The 23210-nt window shown below is 45.3% G+C and carries 14 protein-coding genes; 9 read left to right on the forward strand and 5 right to left on the reverse strand.

Annotation, left to right across the window (positions count from 1 at the left end; genetic code table 11):
• Positions 1-208: 208 nt before the first annotated feature.
• From acnD to DLE54_RS05875, 7 genes are all read left to right on the forward strand, one after another.
• The gene (gene acnD / locus DLE54_RS05845; RefSeq protein ID WP_110817327.1) at positions 209-2860 is read left to right on the forward strand and encodes a Fe/S-dependent 2-methylisocitrate dehydratase AcnD; all 2652 of its coding nucleotides are present in this window, start codon (positions 209-211) and stop codon (positions 2858-2860) included.
• A 115-nt stretch (positions 2861-2975) separates the two neighbouring features.
• Positions 2976-4229, forward strand: a complete 1254-nt coding sequence (gene prpF, locus DLE54_RS05850; protein ID WP_110816565.1) for a 2-methylaconitate cis-trans isomerase PrpF — start codon at positions 2976-2978, stop codon at positions 4227-4229.
• Positions 4230-4444: 215 nt separating this feature from the next.
• Complete coding sequence (locus DLE54_RS05855) at positions 4445-6298, forward strand: ABC transporter ATP-binding protein (RefSeq protein ID WP_110816566.1); 1854 nt, start codon at positions 4445-4447, stop codon at positions 6296-6298.
• A 61-nt stretch (positions 6299-6359) separates the two neighbouring features.
• Positions 6360-6950 (forward strand): GNAT family N-acetyltransferase, encoded by a 591-nt coding sequence (locus tag DLE54_RS05860; protein WP_011960458.1) that lies wholly within the window; start codon positions 6360-6362, stop codon positions 6948-6950.
• A gap of 121 nt (positions 6951-7071) precedes the next feature.
• On the forward strand, positions 7072-8412 hold the full coding sequence (locus DLE54_RS05865) for a DUF2868 domain-containing protein (protein WP_110816567.1): 1341 nt from the start codon (positions 7072-7074) through the stop codon (positions 8410-8412).
• Between the two features lie 153 nt (positions 8413-8565).
• Positions 8566-9513, forward strand: a complete 948-nt coding sequence (locus DLE54_RS05870; protein WP_197708916.1) for a sterol desaturase family protein — start codon at positions 8566-8568, stop codon at positions 9511-9513.
• 116 nt (positions 9514-9629) lie between these two features.
• Positions 9630-11192 carry a DUF3482 domain-containing protein gene (locus tag DLE54_RS05875; RefSeq protein ID WP_110817329.1) on the forward strand — a complete coding sequence of 521 codons (1563 nt, stop codon included), beginning with the start codon at positions 9630-9632 and terminating at the stop codon, positions 11190-11192.
• 40 nt (positions 11193-11232) lie between these two features.
• Here DLE54_RS05875 and DLE54_RS05880 read toward each other — a convergent pair whose 3' ends face one another.
• The 3 genes from DLE54_RS05880 to DLE54_RS05890 all read right to left on the reverse strand — a co-directional run bounded on the left by DLE54_RS05880 (position 11233) and on the right by DLE54_RS05890 (position 14348).
• Complete coding sequence (locus DLE54_RS05880) at positions 11233-12228, reverse strand: ArsA family ATPase (RefSeq protein ID WP_110816568.1); 996 nt, start codon at positions 12226-12228, stop codon at positions 11233-11235.
• A 41-nt stretch (positions 12229-12269) separates the two neighbouring features.
• Positions 12270-12536 (reverse strand): cory-CC-star protein, encoded by a 267-nt coding sequence (locus DLE54_RS05885; RefSeq protein WP_011960463.1) that lies wholly within the window; start codon positions 12534-12536, stop codon positions 12270-12272.
• Between the two features lie 144 nt (positions 12537-12680).
• On the reverse strand, positions 12681-14348 hold the full coding sequence (locus DLE54_RS05890; protein WP_011960464.1) for a carbon starvation protein A: 1668 nt from the start codon (positions 14346-14348) through the stop codon (positions 12681-12683).
• 431 nt (positions 14349-14779) lie between these two features.
• Between DLE54_RS05890 and DLE54_RS05895 the strand changes: the two genes are divergently transcribed.
• Entirely contained in the window at positions 14780-15445 is a 666-nt protein-coding gene (locus tag DLE54_RS05895; RefSeq protein WP_110816569.1) for a hypothetical protein, read from the forward strand.
• A gap of 90 nt (positions 15446-15535) precedes the next feature.
• Positions 15536-16102: a hypoxanthine-guanine phosphoribosyltransferase gene (locus tag DLE54_RS05900; protein WP_011960466.1), complete on the forward strand. Its 567-nt coding sequence runs from the start codon at positions 15536-15538 to the stop codon at positions 16100-16102.
• An 89-nt stretch (positions 16103-16191) separates the two neighbouring features.
• Here DLE54_RS05900 and recD read toward each other — a convergent pair whose 3' ends face one another.
• Together recD and DLE54_RS05910 are read right to left on the reverse strand one after the other, a co-directional pair.
• Positions 16192-18555 (reverse strand): exodeoxyribonuclease V subunit alpha, encoded by a 2364-nt coding sequence (recD, locus tag DLE54_RS05905; RefSeq protein ID WP_110816570.1) that lies wholly within the window; start codon positions 18553-18555, stop codon positions 16192-16194.
• A gap of 83 nt (positions 18556-18638) precedes the next feature.
• A complete protein-coding gene (locus tag DLE54_RS05910) occupies positions 18639-23138 on the reverse strand; it encodes a UvrD-helicase domain-containing protein (RefSeq protein WP_110816571.1) in 4500 nt (1499 codons plus the stop codon).
• Positions 23139-23210 lie beyond the last annotated feature (72 nt).

Genomic DNA, 23210 nt, shown 5'->3' on the forward strand with positions numbered 1-23210 from the left:
GCCTTATTTGTTAGATGATTATTTTGTTAGATGATTGCATTTAATGACCGTTAGCGCATTAATATTTTATTGATTTCAAAATTTAGCGATTTTAGCAATTAGGGCTACTTACTGCTAAGTGTTAAATTTAATTTAAGGACAGCCAGTCATGTCAAATCAGAGTATTGAAACAAACCAGCCAGAGCTGACCCACAAACATCCCCAGCCAATGAATACAGAATTTAAAAAACCACTACCTTTGCCAAATGGTGAGGACAGTGGTCTGTATTATTTTGACGTTGAACAAGCAGTTAATGCTATTGAACCAGGCGCTTATGCCAAGCTGCCTTTTAGCTCAAAAGTTCTTTGTGAAAACTTAGTACGCCGCTGCCCACCAGAAGATTTGACCGAGGCGCTATCACAGCATATCTACCGCAAACAAGACATTGATTTTCCTTGGTATCCGGCGCGTGTGGTGTGTCATGACATCTTGGGCCAAACCGCCTTTGTCGACTTAGCTGGCCTTCGTGATGCCATCGCTGCTGAAGGCGGTGACCCGGCGAAAGTTAACCCCATTGTGCCGACCCAATTGATTGTCGATCACTCATTGGCGGTTGAACACGCCGGCTATGAAGAGAATGCTTTTGAGAAAAACCGGGCCATTGAAGAGCGCCGCAATGAGGACCGTTTCCATTTTATCAACTGGTGTGAATATGCCTTTGATAACGTTAACGTGGTGCCGCCTGGCAATGGCATCATGCACCAAATTAACCTTGAGAAAATGTCACCTGTGGTCCAGGTCATTACCGATAAAAACGACGGCACACCTGTGGCCTATCCAGATACCTTGGTCGGTACTGACAGCCACACGCCCATGGTCGATGCCTTAGGCGTTATCTCCATTGGTGTGGGCGGGCTAGAAGCTGAAAGCGTGATGCTGGGCAATCCCTCATATATGCGCCTGCCTGATATCATCGGTCTAGAATTAACCGGCAAATTACAACCTGGCATTACCGGTACAGATTTGGTACTGGCTATGACTGAATTTTTGCGTGATGAAGGTGTGGTCTCCGCCTATGTCGAATGCTTTGGGGACGGGGCTCGTAGCTTATCTGTAGGCGATCGTGCTTCAATATCAAACATGACACCTGAATATGGCGCAACCGCTGTTATGTTCTATATTGATGAGCAAACCATTGATTATCTACGTTTGACCGGCCGTACAGAAAAGCAAATTAACGTCGTTGAGGCCTATGCTAAGCACACGGGGCTTTGGGCAGATGGCATGCAACAAGCCAAATACGAGCGTGTATTAAGATTTGATTTATCAAAAGTGGTGCGTAATATCGCAGGCCCCTCTAAGCCGCATGCTCGTGTATCTACCACAGATTTAGTTAACAAAGGCATCGCTCAAGAGCACTATGACCCCACCGCACCCGCAGATGGCTCAATGCCTGATGGCGCTGTGATTATCGCCGCCATCACCAGCTGCACCAATACCTCAAACCCACGCAATATGGTTGCTGCGGGGATTGTGGCCCGTAATGCCCTCAAAAAAGGTCTGGTGCGTAAACCTTGGGTCAAATCATCGTTAGCACCGGGCTCAAAAGCGGTAAAACTGTATTTAGAAGAAGCCGACTTATTGCCTGATTTGCAAGCCCTTGGTTTTGATGTGGTGGCCTTTGCTTGTACGACTTGTAATGGTATGAGCGGTGCGCTTGAACCTGAAATTCAGCAAGAAATCATCGACCGCGACTTATTTGCCACAGCAGTGCTCTCAGGTAACCGTAACTTCGATGGCCGTATTCACCCCTACGCCAAGCAAGCATTCTTAGCCTCGCCGCCTCTGGTTGTCGCCTATGCAATTGCAGGTTCTATTCGCTTTGATATCGAAAAAGACCCACTGGGTCAAGATCAAGATGGCAATGATGTCTATCTAAAAGACATCTGGTTTGATGATGCGGAAGTTGATGCCATTGTGGCCTCTGCGGTGAAGCCTGAGCAATACAGCAAGGTGTATATCCCCATGTTCGATGAAGGAAAAGTAGATGCTGAGCGTCACGATGCTGTCACTGACCCTCAATACAACTGGCGAGAGATGAGCACCTATATTCGCCGTCCGCCTTACTGGGAGGGTAATATGGCTGAGGCCAACCAGTTAAAAGGTATGCGACCACTGGCAGTATTAGGAGATAACATCACAACTGACCACTTATCACCCTCTAATGCCATTATGCCAGATAGTGCTGCTGGCGAGTATTTGGACACCATGGGCTTGCCTGCTGAGGACTACAACTCCTATGCCACTCACCGTGGTGATCATTTAACCGCTCAGCGTGCAACTTTTGCCAATCCAAAACTGTTAAACGAAATGGTTCGTGACGAAAACGGCCAAGTCATTCAAGGCTCTCTGGCCCGTGTTGAGCCAGAAGGCGAAACCATGCGCATGTGGGAAGCCATTGAAACGTACATGAAACGCAATCAGCCGCTCATCATCATTGCAGGTGATGGCTATGGTCAAGGCTCTAGCCGTGACTGGGCTGCTAAAGGGGTTCGTTTAGCTGGGGTTGAGTGTGTGGTCGCTGAAGACTTTGAGCGTATTCACCGTCAAAACTTAGTGGGTATGGGTGCGCTACCGGTTCAGTTTGAAGCTGGCACGACCCGCAAAACCCTAAACATCGACGGTACAGAAGTGTTTGATATCGAAGGTGAAGTGTCTGCAGGTGGCACAATGACACTCGTGATTCACCGCAAAGATGGTAGCGTAGATAAAGCGCCAGTTAAGTGTCGTCTAGATACCGCTGATGAAGTTAAAATGTATCAATCAGGTGGTATGTTACAGCGCTTTGCTAAAGAGTTCTTGGCAGGCAATGTGGCTTAGTTTATTGAAGCTAATTCGCTGATAAATCGCGTCTTAATTAAGCGCATAAGCCACCTTTTATTGTGCTTGTGCGCTTTTTTAATAAAAAATAATACCCCCCTCATAAGGATTTGTCATGACCCAATCTAATACACCCTTTGCCCCCCAAATTTCAGTACCTGCCACCTATATGCGTGGCGGCACCTCCAAAGGCACGTTTTTTAAATTAAGTGATTTGCCTGAGCGTTGCCAACAACCTGGCGAGGATCGCGATAACTTTTTAATGCGCGTCATTGGTAGCCCCGATCCTTATGGCAAGCAAATCGATGGCTTGGGTAATGGGTCATCTAGTACCTCAAAGACGGTTATTCTCTCTAAACCTGATCAAGCCAAGTCTGAAAAAGATAGCCACGATGTGAATTACCTGTTTGGGCAAGTGAATATTGCCAAGCCCATGATTGATTGGGGGGGTAATTGTGGTAATTTAACCGCTGCAGTGGGTGCTTGTGCCATCAATATGGGTCTGGTCAATGCTGATAAAGTAGCTGCTAGTGCCAAGAGCGGTATTTGTGAAGTGCGTATTTGGCAGCAGAATATTAGCAAAACTATCATTGCCCATGTGCCGGTCTACACTGATGAGCAAGGACAAGTGCAGGTACAAGAAACCGGCGATTTTGAATTAGATGGGGTTACCTTCCCTGCCGCAGAGGTAAAAATTGAATTTATTGATCCGGTTGACGCGTCAAGCGCTATGTTCCCAACAGGCCATCTGGTTGACGACTTTGATGTCTCCGGGTGCGGACTGGATAAAGACTGTGTTCAAGCCACCTTTATCAATGCCGGCATCCCCACCATATTTATGAAAGCTGAGGACTTAGGCTTTAATGGCACTGAGCTTCAGTCTGATATTAATGGCAATCAAGAGCTGCTTGATAAGCTTGAGACTATCCGCGCCAAAGGCGGTGTGGCTATGGGCTTATTTCAGGATGTAAGTGACGCACAAAAAAGCCAGCATATCCCTAAGATTGCTTGGGTGGCACCTGCTCAGTCTTACACTGCCTCAAGTGGTAAGGTGGTCGATAAAGACGACATTGACTTGGTGGTACGTGCCATGAGTATGGGACAGCTGCACCATGCGATGATGGGTACAGCGGCGGTGGCCATTGCCGCTGCTGCCACCACGCAAGGTACATTGGTTAACCAATCAGCTGGCAATGGCTCAGCAACACAGCTGTCTGAAGTACGCTTTGGTCATCCCTCTGGTACACTGCTTGTGGGCGGTAAAACTGAGCTGGTAGATGGCCGCTGGCAAGCCAAAAAAGTGTCTATGAGCCGTTCTGCTCGCCGAATTATGGTCGGGCAAGTGTTTGTGCCTGGTGACTGCTTTTAGAGTTTTTGGGATGACAATTGGCCTCTATAATGACCTTGGTGAGCGGATATAAAGAGTCACCATAGGGCTTTGCTTTCAAAAATATTACAATGGCGCCATAGTAAGCGTTTATGATTATGAAGGTATAATTACCCAAGCCAAGAGCGCGAATGGTAAACTTCATAATCATCCGCTTTATATTTAATCTTATTTATAATTAATGAGCTAGAGATAATATGGCCTCACCTCCAAAACGTGTCCCCCTAGATATCAAACCGCCCACCAAAAAAACCGAACGGGGGGCATTGCTGTGGTCGATATTAAAACGACTGGGTGAGTTTGCTCGCCCTTATCGTGGCCTGTTTATCCTAACCTTAATTTTGACGGTATTGGGGTCGTTTACCGCTCAGGTTAACGCATTCGTGCTGCAGTACACCATTGATACTTTAACGGGTATCGTGGGTTTACCTGACCCGTGGATTAAAGGCCTGAAGCTATTAACCTTAATTAGTAGTATTTTATTGGCTAAAGAGGTGCTCAACGTTTTTATCACCTTCGGTCAGCGCTATTTTGGTGAGCGTATTCGTATTAACTTATCGCGCGATTTATCACAAAAAGTCGTCGATCGTATTTTGTCCTACAAAATGTCGTTTTATACCAGTGATGAGAATGCCAGCGGTAAGCTGCAGACCCGTATTGACTTGGGCGTTAGCAGTTTGACGCAGCTGGTACAAAACTTCTTTATCGACATGCTGCCTCTATTCGCCAGTGCCATTGTGTCCTTGGTGATTATGTTTAATGCCAACTTTTGGGTGGGCATGGTCGGCCTAATTATTGTGCCGATTTATTTCTTTGTTAGTCAACAGCAGGCCAACCGCTTACAAGGGTTTCGTAAGCAAATGCGCCAATATCGAGAGACCAAAAGCGGCCTGGTGATCTCAATTATTGACTCTATCACCGTGATTAAGTCCTTTGTGCGTGAGCCGATTGAGTCGGATAAGCACTGGGAAATTCAAAAAGACATGACCACCAATCAGCTACGCATCCGCAGTATTGCGTTTATGTATAATGCCGGCAAGAGCTTTATCGAGCAAATCGGGGTGGTGGTTATTATCGTCTTGACTTCATATTTTGTGCTTAATGGCCAGATGACCATTGGTGCGATTATGTTTCATATTTTGCTGTTTCAAAACGTCGCTGCACCTATTCGCGAATTACACCGTATTTATGACCAAATCAACAACGCCCTAACCTACGCTGAAGGCTTCTTTGATATTTTAGATGATGATGACGCCATTGAACGTGCTGGTGAAATTGAGTGTACGGATTTAAAAGGCCATATTGAGCTTAAAGATGTCAATTTCTCCTATCCTAATGGCAAGCAGGCGTTAAAAGATGTCAGCTTTGAGATTCATCCCAATCGCATCACCGCATTGGTCGGCTTAAGTGGCGCTGGTAAAAGCACCATTATTAATCTACTGGTGAAGTTTTATGACCCCAGCAGCGGTACTATTTGTCTAGATGGTCAAAGCCTAGATAACTACAATACGCATAATTTGCGCGAACAAATTGGATTGGTACTGCAAAAGAACCATATTTTTTCGGGTACCATTGCTGATAATATTCGTTATGGTAATATGCAGGCCACCGATGATGAGATTATGGAGGCGGCCAAGCAGGCGTCTATTCATGAGCAGATTATGGGGATGCCTGAGGGCTATGATAGCGAAGCAAAAATGCTTTCAGGAGGACAGCAGCAGCGGATTGCGCTGGCACGAATGTTCCTAAAGAACCCGCCTATTGTGTTCTTAGATGAGCCTACAGCAAGCCTTGATGCCATTGCGACCCAGCAGATCAAACACAGCTTGGACTTAATCAAAAAAGACCGTACGGTAATTATTGTCTCACACAATATTTCCCAAATTATCGATGCTGATGATTTGATTGTGATTGATAATGGCCGCGTGGTCGAAACCGGTACCCATGAAGAGCTGTATGCCCAGCATGGCGCGTATTATGATATCTTTAACGCCATGTCAGACAGCTTAAATTTAGATAAAATAAGCCACACTCTCAAAAGCGATGTCTAATTTATAGCGGCTTTTTAGTTTATAATTTTTGGCTGATAAATAACCGATAAGATGTTTTTCAATGACCGTTAAATTCACTATAAAAAACTTCGATGAGCTCACTGCCGTCGATGTGTATTACATTTTACAAGCCCGCTCTCAGGTATTTGTAGTCGAGCAGCACTGTCCTTATCAAGATGTTGATGACATTGACTTTGAATGCCTACACTTGGTGGCTCATATGGACAAAACCTTGGTCGGTTATTGCCGTATTATTCCGCCCAATGTCGGTGGTGTGGCCTCCAATCCAAATCCCCGCATCGGTAGAGTGTTGGTGCTACCTGAGTACCGCCGCAATGGGCTGGCGCGCGATATCATGATGCATGCCATTAAGTATTGCCGTAGCAAGTATGGCAAAAAACCAATTAGAATAGCGGCACAAACTTATTTGACCGAGTTTTATCAATCTTTAGGTTTCGAGGCCATTGGTGAGCCGTATGAAGAAGATGGCTTAAGTCATATTGATATGGTGCTACAGCAAAATAAGCGCAAAATCAAAGCGGCTTCTGTTCCTGCCATTGCAGAAGGCGTCAGCGCCAAAAGTGTGCTGATGAATTTAGTACTGTTTATTATCGCGGTGGCCATTATAGGGGTGTTGTATCTGTTAATCTAAAGGATGGCGGGCCGGTTTGCTATGTGTGCCTCTTTTGCTGGGCAATGACGCCCTTAATCACTTTTTATTTGATTTATTTGGTATCGCGTAGCGTGATCGGCTGCCATCGACAAGGAATATCATGTTATCCAAACAAGACCAATTGACTGAGCTGGTACGTAAGCTTGAGTCGAAAAATCATGTGTTCTCCACCGATCCGCTGCTGATCACAGAGCGCTTGCAGGATGAGGCTGCCACACCCCTTCAAAAAATACGTCGCCGTGCTGAACGCATTGATAGCAATGGCGCCTTGGCTGGTACGTTAAATAAAATCGATGGCCGTATTAAAGGCATTATCCTAATCATGAGTGTGCTGTGGTGCATCTCAGGATTTTTGGGGTTGTTTGCGCTGCTACAGGCCAATGTGGTCAACTTCTTTTATGTACTGGTGTGTTTGCTTGGTTTTCATACTGTGATGCTGCTTGGGTGGCTGATCTTCACGGTCATTAATCGCGGCAGTCAATCACCCAGCCTGATTACCAGCTTTATCAGCCCCAAGGCTTTAATTCGCGGCAAAGATGATGTGACCCAAGCGGCGGTAGAGCTATATGACGAGCAATTGCACCACACTGGCATGCGCTGGTATCTGAGTAAGTTTAGCCATCAGCTGTGGCTGGCCACTTTAACCGGTATGCTGTTTGCTATCATCTTTTTGTTAATTGTGCGTCAATACAGCTTTAGCTGGGAGTCTACCCTACTCTCTGATCAAGCGTTAATGAGCTTGACACATTGGCTTGGGTGGCTACCAAGTTTGGTGGGTTTTCACGTTCCTGATACTGAGGCGATTATCCAAAGTCGTCTGGCCACAGAGGCAATGCCCTTATCTATTGCCCGGCAATGGGCGAGCTTGCTTATTGGCAGCTTGCTCATGTATGGCATTGTCCCAAGGGCCATCGCTTGGGCATTGTGCGCGCTGATGTTTAATCGCCAAAAAATGAAGATTGACTTAAATCTACCTTACTATCAAAAAATCCTCAATTTTTGGCAAAGAAAAGTGGTGGATGCAGATGACTTTGTCGAAAAAATACAGGCTGTCGCCCCTGTCGCAAAAATAAGTACGGGCAATAAACTGGTGGTATTGCTTGAGTATAAACACAGTGATCCTCATTGGTATCATACCGCAGGCCAGGCCTTTATTCATCCTGCACCTGTTGAATTTGGGGTGCTAGATGATAGGGAGGATATGGATAAAATCCTGCAGTATCTTGAGCAGCATGAGGTTCAAGTTTTGGTGGGTATTCATGCCAAAGCCTTGCCTGATCGTGGCACCATGCGTAAGTTAGATAAGATTGTCACTCATGCCAAACAAGGGGTTATTGTACAGCTGCTAGAGGACACCTCTAGTATGGAGAAGCAAGACAGCGTGCGCAGACAACAGTGGCAGGCGGCACTGGCTGAGCGCAATATTGGTCTGGTCTCATAGCCATTATTTATACTTAATTTAGAAAAATTACTTGATAGTAAAAACTTTTTAATGGGTTGCCTCCCTGATAACTGCTAAACTCAGAGAGATACTTGTGCTTAACGCCGTTATCTTTAACAGCGACGTCATATTTAACAAGGTAGTGAGGTAACTATGAATGGAATCACGGAGCAGTTAAATGCTCTAAAAGACACATTAAATGATGGTGTTTTAACTATCGCTCCTGAAGCCATACACCCTACTTTGGTGAGTATATTGCCCCAACACTGGCAGGAGTGGTTATTGCCTTTAATGGGTGGGCCCTTTGTTTTGATATTTCTACTTGAGTGGTTTTATCAAAGCCGCCGCGGGCAAGCTGAACAATTTTCAGCCAAAAGAGCCCTGACTAACTTTAGCTTAGGCGGCACCTACATCACTTTTGAGCTGATTATTCAGGCGTTGATAGTGCTGCCAATTTGCTTGTGGTTGTATCAGTTTCGATTATTTACCATTGATGTCACTTGGCTTAGTGCCCTGCCTATCTTTATTGCCGTTGAGTTTTGTTATTACTGGTTCCACCGCGCCTCGCACCGGATCAGCTGGTTTTGGTCGGCACACATAGTGCATCACACTGATGATCGTATGAATTTATCGACTGCCATGCGCCAAAGCTTACTGTATTCGGTTACCGGTTGGTGGCTGTTTTTTACCCCGCTGATGCTGCTAGGTGTGCATCCGGTCTGGGTGTTCTTCTTCTACGCGCTTGATTTAATTTATCAATTCTTCATTCATACCGAAACTGTCGGCAAGCTCCCTAAATGGGTGGAATATGTCTTTGATACCCCCTCTAACCATAGAGCCCATCATGGCACCAATGCCGCTTATATCGATAAAAACTATGGCGGCGTACTGATTATTTTTGACCGCTTATTTGGTACTTATGTTGAAGAAGACCCCCTCAATAATCCTGTACGATTTGGCGCTTATGGTGAGAAAAGCAATGACAACCTCTTTGGGCTGATATTTTCTTTTTTTGGTCGCATGTGGCACAAAGCCTTAAGCGCTCAAGGGCTAAAACAAAAACTAAAGGCCTTTATTCATCCCCCCAGTGAGATAAAATAACAAAACAAGAGACACTGCTAACTTGGTAAACGTTAACTTAGTAACCGTATTTTTCGCTTTGATGTTTACTGTGATTTATACTATTAATTTGATCAATATTTGAGTCCTTTATGACCATGCAAGATGATACCCCACAGCAAAAAAATTCGATAGCGCCGGCTAAATCGAATGTAGACTTGCTCAAAGATACGCAAAATACCAGTGATGACTTGCATGGTGATGCCGTATTGACGGACCCCCATGCCAGCTCACAGTCAAAAAAGGCGACCTTAGCCACAGGAGAGGCCCTAAAGCTTGCGGTAGTGGGACATACCAATACCGGAAAGACCTCAATTTTACGTACCTTATTGCGGGATATGTACTTTGGAGAAGTAAAAAACGAAGCAGCCACTACCCGTCACGTGGAGCGAGCCATAATCAGTGACAGCCAGACTGATGAGCCGCTAGTGGCCTTGTTTGATACACCAGGGTTAGAGGATGCTTCAGGTTTGATGGACTGGCTTGAAGATCATACAGCCAGTCGCCGTGATGGCATTGAGCGCCTACAGCAGTTTTTGGCCAGTGATAGTGCTCAAGGCGGTGAGGCGGTCGCTGCTTTAAATGATTACTCCCAAGAGGCGAAGGTAATACGCCAGTTATTGGCCAGTGACATGGCCATCTATGTGATTGATGCCAGAGAGCCGGTGCTAGGCAAATACAAAGATGAGTTGGCGATTTTGTCCTGGTCCGCTATTCCGGTTATGCCTGTGTTTAACTTTACTGATAGCCAAGAAACCAATATCACTGAGTGGCAGACGATGCTGGCAAGGCGTAATCTGCACATCTCAACTCGCTTCGACTCCGTGGCCTTTGAGTTTGAAGATGAGATGAGGCTTTGGCAGAATTTGGCCACCATGCTGACCCATCCGGAGACCTTAAATCAGCTAATTACCCGTCGCCGTGAAGACTGGATACAGCTATACGAGCAGGCAGGCATCATTATCGCCCACTTCTTATTGGATGTGGCCGCTTATGTGCGCGAGATTGATGAGGACGATGATCCGCTACCTGTACTCAATGAGATGCAAGAGGCAGTCCGTCAAACAGAGCGGGCCATGCAAGGCAAATTACTTAATTTATATAAGTTTTATGATAACAGTGCTGTGGTCACCCCACTTGAGCTAAGCGAATATCAGCAAGACCCCTTTGACCCTGAGCTGCTCAAAAGTTATGGTCTACGCACCACCTCAGGAGCAGCTGCAGGCGCCTTACTTGGTCTGGGTATAGATGCAGCTGCTTTAGGCACTACCTTTGGACTAGGTGCGGCCATTGGCGGATTAGCAGGCGGGATATTGTCTAATACTGGCAGTATCGCCGATAAGATTAATGGCGTAAAACGTCTGTATATTGATCCAGCCACCTTAACCTTACTGGCCACTCGCTCACTGGATCTATTGGCCTCGCTGCGCCACCGTGGTCATGCCGCCAATGCCGACACGCCCATCACTGAGTTACAAGAGGCCAATACGCCACCTTGGAATCCCAATAAGCTACCAAGCGAGCTTAAAAAAGCACGTGGCAAACCTCAGTGGAGCAGCCTATCGAGTGGCAAAAGCGACTTGGCCGCTGAGCTTAGAGCAGATGCTGCTTGGTCATTATCCTCTAAGCTCAAGCGCTCTCGCCTGGAAGATAAAGAATAAGCCTTGATTGGTTGGCACTGCAGCTTGGGTTGGTGCTAGCTTAAATCAACTGCTGCAGCGCTTCAACACCACGAATATCCGAAGGCTGTAGGTATACCCCATACAAAGGGTATTGCGCAAAATCTTGCTCAATGTGTGCGAGCAGTGTTTGCTGGCGCGCGGCACGGGTTTGCCAGAAGGGATCACTTTGTGTTTCAGCAATTAATTGGTTCACCACTAAAGCTGCTGGTGCCATATTCGCATGCCTTAACTGCTCGGCGGCTCGCCGCGTCTCCTCTATAGGTAAATTATCGGCAGTTAATACCAGCACCACAGCTGTGCTACGTCTATCATGCAATAGCGCACCAGCTTGCTTAAATAGCGTTTGGCGTTTGTTAAGTACCTCAACCGCCTGCTGCCATTTGTCTACCGGCTTGGCATCGGCAAAAGGATTGGTCAGAGCTGACTTAGGCTTATGTGGGCGTAAGTTATCAGCAGCGCCTTTTAGCTTAGCTTGACGGCGCTGCTGAGTTAATAACCCGTCGGTCCAAGCTGCCATCATTTCAGGCAGCATAAGCAGGCGCAGTGTATGACCTGTAGGCGCCGTATCAAAAATAACGTGCTGATACTCACCTGTTTGTACGGTGTCTACTAGATATCGACAAATGGCCTCAAGCATCGCCGCCTCCTGTGCTCCAGGCGCACTTTTGGATAACTGCAGATGCTGCTTAATCTTCGGCAACATATCTGGATGAGCATAACTGCTAATCGTCTGCTCTACTCTAGCAAAGTGTTCCTCAATAATTAAATCAGGATTTAATTCTAAAGCATCCAAATTAGCCGCTAAGCTGCTGATGGTATTGCTTAATTTTTTATTTAACACATCACCTAAGCTGTGCGCTGGATCGGTTGAGATGACCAAGGTTTTTTGACCGCGTGCTGAGAGCTGGCTGGCTAAAGCTGCTGCGGTAGTGGTCTTGCCCACCCCGCCTTTACCGCCCACAAATATAATGGGGAGATGCTGTAGCTGATCGACCAATTGTATGAGTTTTTGCATGTTTTTCTTCTTAAATTAACAGATGATGGGTCTGAGTGAACTTAGCAGCAGCCCCCATGTTGCAGTGGACAGCGCGGCATGCCCATACGCTGATGCCACTCATGGAACTTTTCTAAAAATATAGGCTGTAACTCCAACGTATAAAAGCTTGCAGGATTATCAATACCCAGACTTTCACAGAACAGTAGCAACATAAATAAGTCCTCTTCCTCGCGAGCTGCGCGGGCCAAGGTCTGCCGATAAGGGGCGTGATAAAACTCAGTCAATCCTTCTACAAAACGCTGCCATAGCGTAGGCTCTATACTCATGGGTTTATCTCCTTAGCTTGCTTCAGTCTTATTTTAATTATACAGACGTATTTGACATCCACCATAGTCGCCTATCAAAAATTGGTTAATAAAAATGCCGGCCTAAGCCAGCACTTTTATGTTTTTATACTTATACCATTCTTATTAAGCTTTGTTCTGTTTCCACTCGCGGCGTAAAACTGAGAAGCTCTCAAAGGTGACCATAATTGTTGCAATTAAAATGATGATATCCATCACGATTAACAGCCAGTTACCATCTGTATAGAAAGTTTTTAGCTGTAAAATAAGCGCAAATACGGCCATAATTAGCAAGAAAGACAGCGGCGCTAAAGTATACCAAACCGTCTTGCCTTTACGTAACAAGATAACCGTGACAATCATTAAAGTTAAGGCCGCCATCAACTGGTTAGTGGTACCAAATAGAGGCCAAATGATCATACCACCTGAGCCATCGATACCACCGGCACCAAAGGCGATTAACAAACAGGTACCTACTGCAAGCAAAGTCGCTACCACGCCTTTTTTCAATGCTGGCAAGTTATACACCTCACCGAACTCTTGGAAAATATAGCGCTGTAGGCGCACACCAGTGTCCATAGTGGTACCGGCGAATAGTGCAGCCATAACGGTCAAGATGGTCTGCGATAATACAATCTCAATGCCCATACCATTATTTAAAATAGTCGCACCACCATCGATAAAGGCACCGATAGAGCCGTCACCAAATTTTTGGTAGATGCCTTCCCATTCCGCTAGGCTTGCAAAACCGGCTGTTGTCGCTAAGATAGCCCCTAATGCCAGCAAACCTTCACCGACTGCACCGAAGTAGCCCACGAAGCGGGTGTCTTCTTCTTTATCGATCTGTTTAGAGGTGGTACCGGTTGAAACTAGACCATGGAAACCAGAGATTGCACCACAAGCCACCGTCACGAATAATAGTGGCATGATAGAGGGCGTGCTAACTGGCAAGTTATGGTTAATGGCAGGTGCGACAATATCTGGTGTGGCAATCAAAATAGCACCAAATAATAAAATTAGACCCACAAATAGCTGTAGACCATTGATGTAGTCGCGTGGCTGCAATAGCATCCAAACTGGCAATAAAGAGGCCACAGCGGCATAGAAGAATAAGAATAAAATCCAAACCGCATTGTCAGGTAGACCAAACATAGTCTCAGGCAATACTACAGGTACCAAGGTTCCAATATAAATGAGGCCATATAACGCAATAACACCCAAGGTTGAGACGATCACCAAATTCATTTTAAAGCGGTAGATACACTGGCCAATAATAAAGGCCACTACCAAGGCGCCCCATACTGGGATAACCGCTGTGGGCGTTTTGATCATCATATTGGCGATAACCACACCAAATACGGCGTTTACCATCAATAACAATAAGAAAATCACAACCATCATCAAGGTGCGCACACGGCCACCCATAACCGATCCAGCAATAGAGCCAATGGACTGGCCTTTGTTACGCATACTGGCCCAAACCGCCGACATATCATGAATACCGGCCATAAAGATAGTACCAAATACTACCCATAATACAGCTGGCACCCAGCCCCAAATCACAGCAATAGCTGGACCAATAATAGGTGCGGCTCCTGCAACTGATGTAAAGTGGTGTCCCCATAGCACATACTTGTTGGTCGGCACATAATCGATGCCATCTTTCATAGTATGGGCAGGCGTGGGAATTGAGTTATCTAGACCTAAAATGTGTTTTGCAAAGAATTTAGAATAAAATAAATAGCCACCAAGCATGGCTAAGACACCAAACAGTAAAACCACTGCACTGTTCATTTATCACTCCTTGAAAAGCCGAACGTTAGGATAGCCACTTAACAAGCACCATAGCTTGTGGCACTTGGATTAGCTTACTTTTAACAGGCTAATAAAATAAAGGAAATTACTTTTTAAGAAGGCTGAATTCAATCTTATACTTTAAAGATTTGCAACAGCTTTCTTGCTCAATTATTACGCTAAGGATTTATTATACCGAATAAAAGGCTCGGTAAGACAGCTGACAATGGGTTTTATTCGCAATTGCCGCTCTAAATGATAGGCACATTAAAGGTGTGTTAATTATTAATTAATAGCGATTTGTGACCCTATAGTTTTGAAACACTTTAGGTGATTGGGAATTAATTGAGTTATATTAGAACTACTTATGACGATTATTAAGCGTATTGACGATCGTCATTTATTATCTATAGGTTATAAAAGGACTTAAAATGACCCATTATTTCGGATTTGAACCCACCAATAAATTATCAAATATGATCGAAGAGGCAGAATTAAAAATCTCTTCCAATAGTGATGAGGCTTATTATCCGCTTCGTAACAGCATCTCACATCAAATTGGTCTTGAGATTATTGATAACTTGCTGGTTAATTTAATTAGCGTGATTCCTGATGAAGAACGCAAAGCGAAAATGAAAGGCATCGTCAATAAGATTGAGAGCGCAACTGATACCATGCTCAACATCTTATTGGGTAAAGACAGCAATAAAGAGGTGCTACCAAACTTTGATTATCTAAAGAACGAAACTTATTTTGAAGACCCCAATGGTATCATGCGTGTCGGCTTTAAACTTGATGAGGCGACAGCAAAAACCATCAACGAAGGTTTTGATTCAGTTACCGAAACGTCAGTAGATAAAGAAAAGCTGCAAGCAGCCCTCATGGCAATGAACCACGCCGTGGTAGACCATTTTATTACTCGCTTCTCTGAGACTTTACCACTTGGTATGTTCAAGCGTAAGTCTATCCCAGTTGCCAAGGCAGGCATTAATAAGGCACTAGAGGTGGCTATTAATAAGCTGTTTCCGCAATTACCCTTAGAGTCTTTAAATCGTTTGGTGGCGTTTTATAGACCTTTTATCATTGAAAAGCAGTAAATATTGATGGATAGCGTTAACAGGGTTGGCTCAAATTGGCTAATCCTGTTAAAATAGATCCTTTCAACAAAATAACTGCGTGTCCTTACTATGAGCCAAATCAGCAATCAAGAAATCGAGAAAACACTACGCAATTCAGAATGCTTAATCAGTAGCATTGAAGTGGCTGCTGCTTATGAGCGCCTGGCTGCTCAATTAAACCTACATTATGCAGGCCTGAACCCAATTGTTATGGTCGTTATGAATGGTGGCTTGATTCCAGCCGGTCAACTTCTGACCCACCTAACCTTCTACCATCGTATGCATTACATCCACGCAACTCGCTATCGTGACAACCAAGGTACCAATGAATTAATGTGGGCTTTTAAGCCAGACGTTAACATTGAAGGCGAGCATGTGCTTTTAATTGATGATATTTTTGATGAAGGCATCACGTTAAAGGCTATCGTACAAGAGCTGAAAAAAGAAAACCCAGCGTCAGTAGATTGCTGTGTGCTACTAAATAAGAAGCATGATCGCAAAGTAGAAGGCTTCAACGTAGATTTCGTTGGTTTGGATGTTGACGACCGCTATGTTTACGGCTGTGGTATGGATTTTCATGGTTATTTACGTCATCTTCCTGGCATCTATGCCATCAAAGAAGACAAACTGCCTTAATTGAAACACCCTATCAATTAACCAGTCTTTTAACTCAAAAGCACCTATATAGGTGCTTTTTTGTGCCGAAAACTTAGTCGCTTTAATATTTAATCAACAGCCGCCTTTTGCTCAAATTGTAAAGCAAGACCTGTATAGCGCTGCGTCGGCGTCTGCACCGCTTTTTGTAACGCACGTTTGGTACTAAAAATACTTACCTTTTTCTTAGCGCGGGTCACTGCAGTATAAATCAGCTCTTTGCTAAGCAGTCGGCTGTTGCTATTATCAAAGGTAACTGCAACATGATCAAATTCAGAGCCTTGCGACTTGTGAATAGTCATGGCATACGCGGTAGCAATCAGCTCATCATTAAGCAAATTGACCGCAATACCTTGGGTCTTATTCTCAAAAAACACCTCTAAACGGCCACCCTCACCTTTTTGCTGTGTCTGCAAACAAATACCAATATCTCCGTTAAATAGACCCAGCTCATAATTATTCTGTAACACCATAACCGGTCTGCCATGAAACCAAGGACTTTTGCCCAAAGGCAGCTTAAGCTGCGTCATATGCCAGTGGGTCAGATAGTCATTGATATTATGATCTCCCCACTCCCCATTGTGTCCGGCAGTTAAGATCCGAAATCGGTTAAACTCACTCATAAGCTCAGAAACAGTAAGGCTTACTGCTTCTGGCACGGATTTTGCTATGGGATGCTTTATTAGTTGACGGATTTTATTTAAATATGGAAGGTAGTTTTGGGACAGTTTTGAAATAATTTTTTTATTGCTTAGGCTATTTATTAATTGATGATTAAAAACAGCCGCCTCTACATCGTCAGTCTCCCTATCAATAGCATCACTGCCCAGTTGAATGTTAACGCTTTGGAACTGTAACGCCTCGTCATGGGTTAATAGCTGCCACACCTGCTGCATGTCCGTTGGTGTTGTATTAATCTGCGTGGCCAATTTACCAATACCCGAGTCGGCATGGAAGCGGCGGCTCTCTGTCAGCTGTGCATGAATGGGCTGCAATACATCAATACGGCATAAGTCCGCGAGCACTGCTCCAGCATCCACTGCGGCCAGCTGATTGGCATCACCTAATAAGATTAGCCTTGCCCCTGGCTTAATGGCGCTCACTAAGTAATTGGCCAACTCTACGCCGAGCATTGAGGCTTCATCGACAATAATGATGTCCTCCCCCAAAGGATTACCTGCATGATAGCGTGGTCTGCCATCTCTACCGATCCCCAGCAGACGGTGAATGGTCTTTGCTTCTTGCAGCTGCACCTCTACTTGAGCGTTGTCTAAAGCCGCTTGTAGTGATTCTTGCATACGCTGTGCCGCTTTACCCGTTGGTGCCGACAGAGCAAGCCCTGCGCTGTCTGTGCTAAATCTAATCGTAGCGCCCTCCCCTAATGCTTGCTGTGCATCGCTATTTGCCTGAGCCTGCTGTAAGGCAATCACAAGCTGTGCCACGGTATAGGTTTTTCCCGTACCAGGCCCGCCCGTGATGATGCTAAAAGCGTTCTCATTAGCGACTTTAACTGCTTGTACCTGCTGAGCATTGAGATTGTCAGGAATATGGATATCTAAGGGTTTTATTGGCTGGTTTAAGATATTTTGTATGGTTTTAGCGAGGTTAAACTCAGCTTGCCAAGTACGATGCAGCCAGAAAGTTATTTTTTTGTCTGTATTTAAGTGCTTGTCTAAATGATTGTTGTGCGGCTGATTGCTGTGGTAAATGATGGGTGTTTGTTTTGAAGTTGAGATATTTTTGCTTAGGCTATTTTCTTTGGCTAGCAGTGCCGATGACATCTGGGTAAATAAAGGGTGCTGATCTACATGTTGCATAAATTTGCTTAGGCTATTTATCAACCCTTTTTCACTCAACTCATCTGCCTTATTATCATTTTGCATTAACTCGTATAGCTGCTGAACCAACTTAAAACGCTCAACCAGCTGAGCTTTACTGCTATTAGGAAGGCTTAACTGTAACCACAGCTCATTACCACGGGTCATCAAAATATTAAGTAGGTTAAAGATAGGATCACTGTCCTCAGAGTGCGCAAGCTCGCCTTGAGTATCCTCTTGCGACTGTGCGATAGCAGCCAAAGCCGCATCACTGTCAATCAGATCAAACAAAGGCCCTGCCAAACTTTGTAGAATATCGCGCTGCCACGCATAAAGCTTAGCTACCTTGCCCGCTACCCTGCCCTGTAATGCCAGCTCAGTACTATTTTGGCGCAGAGTTAATACAGTATGCCCCTCCTCCAACTGCTTAGCCAACACCATAAACAGCGATTTGAACAAATAACGGTCAGTCTCTACAAAATTTGTTGACGTGTTGGTGTCACTTGGCTGTACATATGCCGCATACGTCTGAGCTCGGCGCTGTAAAATATAGTCACTAATGGTATCAGCCCAGCTCTCTTCAACGCGCATAGTTGCCGTATTGTTATTGGATTTCATTAAGTTATCAGACCTATTATTGGATGAAAGGTTTAAGGGTAATGGCTCAAAGGCTAAAAATGGATAATCAACTGTCAGCGATGCTACTGAGGCTTACCAAATAGCTTATCTAACGCTTTTACAAACTCAATGGGAATATCCCAAGCAACCAGTCCATAACGTGGGGGGTAGTCCTCAGCGCGCTCTGTCATTGCTGGCGCATAAGTCCCCCGCAAAAATACATATTCAACAGGGCCCAAATACTTAGCCTCATTACCTGTATAATCGGCGATACGCATCGATAAAAAGCGATGCAGCGCCACTTGATAAATCGCGGCTTGTAGCCAATAGCCTGCTTTACTCATCGCTAATTTTAGGGTGGTTTCATCGTAATTGCTTAGGCTATTTCCTAAAAAGTTACTTTTATAATCAACCACATAAAATTTGCCTGCATGCTCATAAACCAAGTCAATCTCACCGCGCAGATAACGATATAACTGGCTGCTACTTTGAGCTGTTAAGCGGATGTGTTTGTCAGGCTCATGGGGCAAATAACGCTCAAATAAGGTGTTAATTTGCTGCGCCTTAAAGGTTTCAGATAATCCCATATTAAAGCCCATCTCTGCAAAGCGCTGCTTGGGTGAGATGTCCACCAACCTCTGACCTGAAGCCAATAATGGCGTGTGCAAAACCTCATTAATCCAGCTCATTAATGCCTGATGCTGAAGCCCCCGCTCATCGATATGATAAGTCTTGTTATTCGCCCCTTGTCTGCTGGCTTCTAAAATGCGCTTTTGATGCGCCACACTGGCGTAGGCCAGGGGTAGCTGATAGCCACTGACCGCTCTGTCTATCACCGCAGGCCATTGCTCAGGATTGGTAAAATGTATCTTCTCAAAGATTTCATGCAAAAACGTACCCGCATTAGCGCCTTTAACAAAGCTAAAGCGAATGTCATCTACAGCTTTAATGGCTAGTCCGTGCTCCTGTATCTGGGCATTTAAAGCGCCATCTGCCTCGCTAATATCAATATATGTGGCATCATCGATACGCTCATCGACCACAGCCATCGCTTGTGTGGATTCATCCAATTGACGGGCAAGCGCGGTGAAGCTGGTCTTGGCCCAGCCATAAAAGTAATTGTCTCGCATCACATCAGAAAATTTATCGTATTTGATCGGCTCTAAACGCGGCTGAGTAAGGGTAGCCTGAGTACTGTCCGTTAAGTGATGAGTTTTGGCCTTAGTATCATTGTCTTGATAAAACTCATGCACTTTTTGTCCGCGTACCATGCCTATTGATCCTTTGAGTCTATCAGGTAGCTCAAACTTCGGCTCTGATGAATCAAACCAATAAAACACCGGCTTTAGATCAAACCCAGTCTTATCTTTTGGGTCTCGCAGCACCACATAAAGCAGCTCACTGGCACGGGTAAAGGCCACATACCCGAGGCGACGAAACTCCTCAAAATCTTCTTGGGTCTCGATATCTGTATAATAGCCTGGTGTGGTCGCTGAGTCTTTTACCGCTGAAAAACGGCGCTGATTACCAGAAGAGCCCTGTACCCTCTGCGCCCTCTGTACCAAGGCATTAGGCGCTTGCTGAGCATTATACAAATACAGCCCATAGTCTTCTTTATTGCCCGACTTGCGGCTGGCACTGCCCATGCCAAGCACATAGACAATTGGGAACTCAAGCCCTTTAGATTTGTGAATGGTCATTAGCTGTACGCCAGATTCTGTCGGCAGTGGGTACTGCTTGGCCCAGTCACTGTTGGGTGCAGCGTCTATGTTTTGTCTAAACCACGCCAGCAGCTCATGTTCACCCATACCCATACCATACTGCGCCAAGATATCCATCACATGGCGCAAATCCATGATATGTCGATCGCCTTCAGGATGAGCCGCTAAAGCTTGCCAAACACCTTGCGGCTGAACACTGCTTTTATCTAGCAAATAGTGCATCGCTGATAAGATGCCGAAATTCTGCCAACGCTGAGCCGCTTCTTTAAGATAGCTGATGACATCTTGATAGCTTTTTTTGCCAGTATCCCCTTGGATACTACCGTTAGTGACACTATTGGTATGAGCAGCTACTTTGACGGCTGCCTCATCGCTTTGAGCGACACCTGATTCATGGTCGGTCATCATCGCTTTGACCTCTTTGATGCTCAGCCCATACAGATGGCTGGTCAGTACGCGATTAATCATGTCGTGACGGTATGGATAGAGCATGGCGCTCAGTAAAGCAGCCACGTCTTCAGCCATGATGGTCTCAAAGATACTCACGTCACTGGTGGTCAAAGTCGCTACATTTAACTTAACCAGCTCATCCTCTACCCGCTTTAAGTCTTTTTTGGCACGTGCCAGCACCCCAATGTCACTAGGCTGAATAGGTTTACCTTTTAAGGTCTGGCCGCTGTTTAATAAAGCAGCAATATGGCGTGCTGTCACTTCATGCTCATCGTATTCAAGCTCTTTGTCATAAGGCAGATGCAAGACGCTGACAGGCTTAGCAGATAGCACGTCAGTAACTAAATCAACATCTGTTGTTGCAGCGCTGCTTGATGTAGCGGCTTGATGACTGTCTAAGTCATTAAACCAGGACAACTGCTTCTCAAGCTTGGCTGCAGTAATGTGCTGATAATAAATGTGACTGCCGAGCTCAGCAAATTTGTTCTCGCTTGTCGTGGGCGTCGGCATACCAAACCAGCAGTTTAAGGCGTCAATGACCCCTTTGTTAGAACGGCGGTTGATATCTAGTGTCCATAGACTACTTTTATCAAACTGGGCTTTCATATAATTATAGTTGGCAACATCGCCGCCGCGGAAGCCATAAATGGCTTGCTTTGGGTCGCCAACCAACAACAAAAACTCTTGATTAGACTTGGTATTAGTCGACTGCTTATCCTCATCGCCTGTCTGACTGCCTGAGTGCTGACGTTTATGGCTCGGCAGATAAATACTTTCAATCATAATGGCTTGCTCGCCATTGATGTCTTGTGATTCATCAATAAGCGCAACCGGATAATGGTGGCGGATATAACGTGCCAGCTTCTCTCCCTGACGGCCGGTCAATGCCTGATTCAGACGTACCATTTGCAGGCTAAACGTCGTCTCGCCACGCTCTTCTAAAATGATCGGTAACCTGTCACGGACAGCCAGTACAATATGACGATTAAGCGTGGCCAACAATAGCAAAATATGCTGATTTAAACGATCCATCTTATCCATAATGGACATTAACTGGCAGATGGTTTCTAGCTCGAACAAGGCTTGATGCTGTTTTTCTTTATTCTTATTAAAGTTCTTTATTTTTCCGTCATCATTGGGGAACTGAGCATCTCTTAATGACCCCAATAGTTTTTTAGCATCTTCACTTAGGTAACTCTCAAAGCTCACGCCTTTGTCAGCGATTACCTCATGAATCTCAGTAATAAATTCAAACCGAGTCTGTAGACTAGATCGACCATTAAATCCTTGTGACTTTCGATAATCAGGATTTAAGTACGGCTGAATATCTGTCAAATCAAGCCTAGCAAAACCCTCTAGCAGCTGCTCCAAATCAGCGAAGTCAAAAGCCTCATTTAGCGCCACCTCATCAATAGGTGCAGAAATAAAGTTAAGCGAGCGGCTCACATAGGACTTATGATCACTGACATCGGTCAGCTTGCCTTGCTGCTCCATGAGTGCATATAGCTTAGGCTGCTCGTAATACAAACGGCTTTGAAACTGTCGCAGCTCATCATGAATAATACTGTCGGTCACCTGCTCAATCTGACTGTCTTCAATAATGGCCATACCTTGCTGATGACCTGTCTCACTGCTATATTCTGCCAGCCATTTTTGTGCCAGACTATCAAGCGTGCCCACAAACAGTTTATCAAGTGTGGTTAATACCAGTGCGGTGCGGCGAATGGCATCTGTCATCGGATAACTGTGTATATGATCCAGCAAGTAACCCACCAAGTGCAGGTTAATCGGGTCTTGCATGATGTCATCTAAACGGGCATTTTTTGCCTGCTCTACCAACCACTTGGCACGAATTTTCTTGGCAGTGGCTTTGTGCGCTGCTTCTCGCTGTTTGTCATGCGCTAAGTCTTGGTTAAGCTCATCGTCAGCAAGACTAGCATTAGCCGCTTTGTCTGCCTGTTTATCTGCCTGTCGTTGATCCTTACTGGCCTCAGGGGTGACCTGCAGGATATCTGGATATAAGTGCTCTTTATTGGCCAAATCTGCACTTAGGTTATTGACCCATTGCAGCAGTTGATAAAAATCCACCAAGCGATCATGAATACGCTGACGCATCTCAGCCGCTGCCGCTCGGGTAAAAGTGGTCGCTATAATTTGCTCAGGCGCACGCCGCGCCTCGATAAGTAACCGCAGTACAATACCAGTTAAGGTCCAAGTCTTACCTGTGCCCGCTGACGCCTCGATAAGATGTCGACCGCTTAACGCCACATCAACAGCCGGTATCACCTCCTTGTTATGCTCCTGATGCGACTCATTGGGCACATCGCTGTCAGCATGCGCATACGAGGCTAAATCATCCGCTAGCCCTTGTGCTTGGGTATCTAAGGTCGTGTTATCAGTGATGTCTGTCATAGGTAGATATACTTTTTTAATTATTGTCTATAGGATCAATATCGTAGCTTAATTACTCAATGTGCCGGTCTA

It is taken from the genome of Psychrobacter sp. YP14 (assembly GCF_003209315.1).
GTDB lineage: Bacteria > Pseudomonadota > Gammaproteobacteria > Pseudomonadales > Moraxellaceae > Psychrobacter > Psychrobacter raelei.

Bases quoted from the DNA above. Each gene is read 5' to 3' on its own strand.
- DLE54_RS05870 (WP_197708916.1), top strand. From the start codon at position 8,566: ATGAATGGAATCACGGAGCAGTTAAATGCTCTAAAAGACACATTAAAT.
- prpF (WP_110816565.1), top strand. From the start codon at position 2,976: ATGACCCAATCTAATACACCCTTTGCCCCCCAAATTTCAGTACCTGCC.
- acnD (WP_110817327.1), top strand. From the start codon at position 209: ATGAATACAGAATTTAAAAAACCACTACCTTTGCCAAATGGTGAGGAC.
- DLE54_RS05880 (WP_110816568.1), bottom strand. From the start codon at position 12,228: ATGCAAAAACTCATACAATTGGTCGATCAGCTACAGCATCTCCCCATT.
- DLE54_RS05910 (WP_110816571.1), bottom strand. From the start codon at position 23,138: ATGACAGACATCACTGATAACACGACCTTAGATACCCAAGCACAAGGG.
- DLE54_RS05875 (WP_110817329.1), top strand. From the start codon at position 9,630: ATGCAAGATGATACCCCACAGCAAAAAAATTCGATAGCGCCGGCTAAA.
- DLE54_RS05895 (WP_110816569.1), top strand. From the start codon at position 14,780: ATGACCCATTATTTCGGATTTGAACCCACCAATAAATTATCAAATATG.
- recD (WP_110816570.1), bottom strand. From the start codon at position 18,555: ATGAAATCCAATAACAATACGGCAACTATGCGCGTTGAAGAGAGCTGG.
- DLE54_RS05890 (WP_011960464.1), bottom strand. From the start codon at position 14,348: ATGAACAGTGCAGTGGTTTTACTGTTTGGTGTCTTAGCCATGCTTGGT.
- DLE54_RS05860 (WP_011960458.1), top strand. From the start codon at position 6,360: ATGACCGTTAAATTCACTATAAAAAACTTCGATGAGCTCACTGCCGTC.
- DLE54_RS05855 (WP_110816566.1), top strand. From the start codon at position 4,445: ATGGCCTCACCTCCAAAACGTGTCCCCCTAGATATCAAACCGCCCACC.
- DLE54_RS05885 (WP_011960463.1), bottom strand. From the start codon at position 12,536: ATGAGTATAGAGCCTACGCTATGGCAGCGTTTTGTAGAAGGATTGACT.
- DLE54_RS05900 (WP_011960466.1), top strand. From the start codon at position 15,536: ATGAGCCAAATCAGCAATCAAGAAATCGAGAAAACACTACGCAATTCA.
- DLE54_RS05865 (WP_110816567.1), top strand. From the start codon at position 7,072: ATGTTATCCAAACAAGACCAATTGACTGAGCTGGTACGTAAGCTTGAG.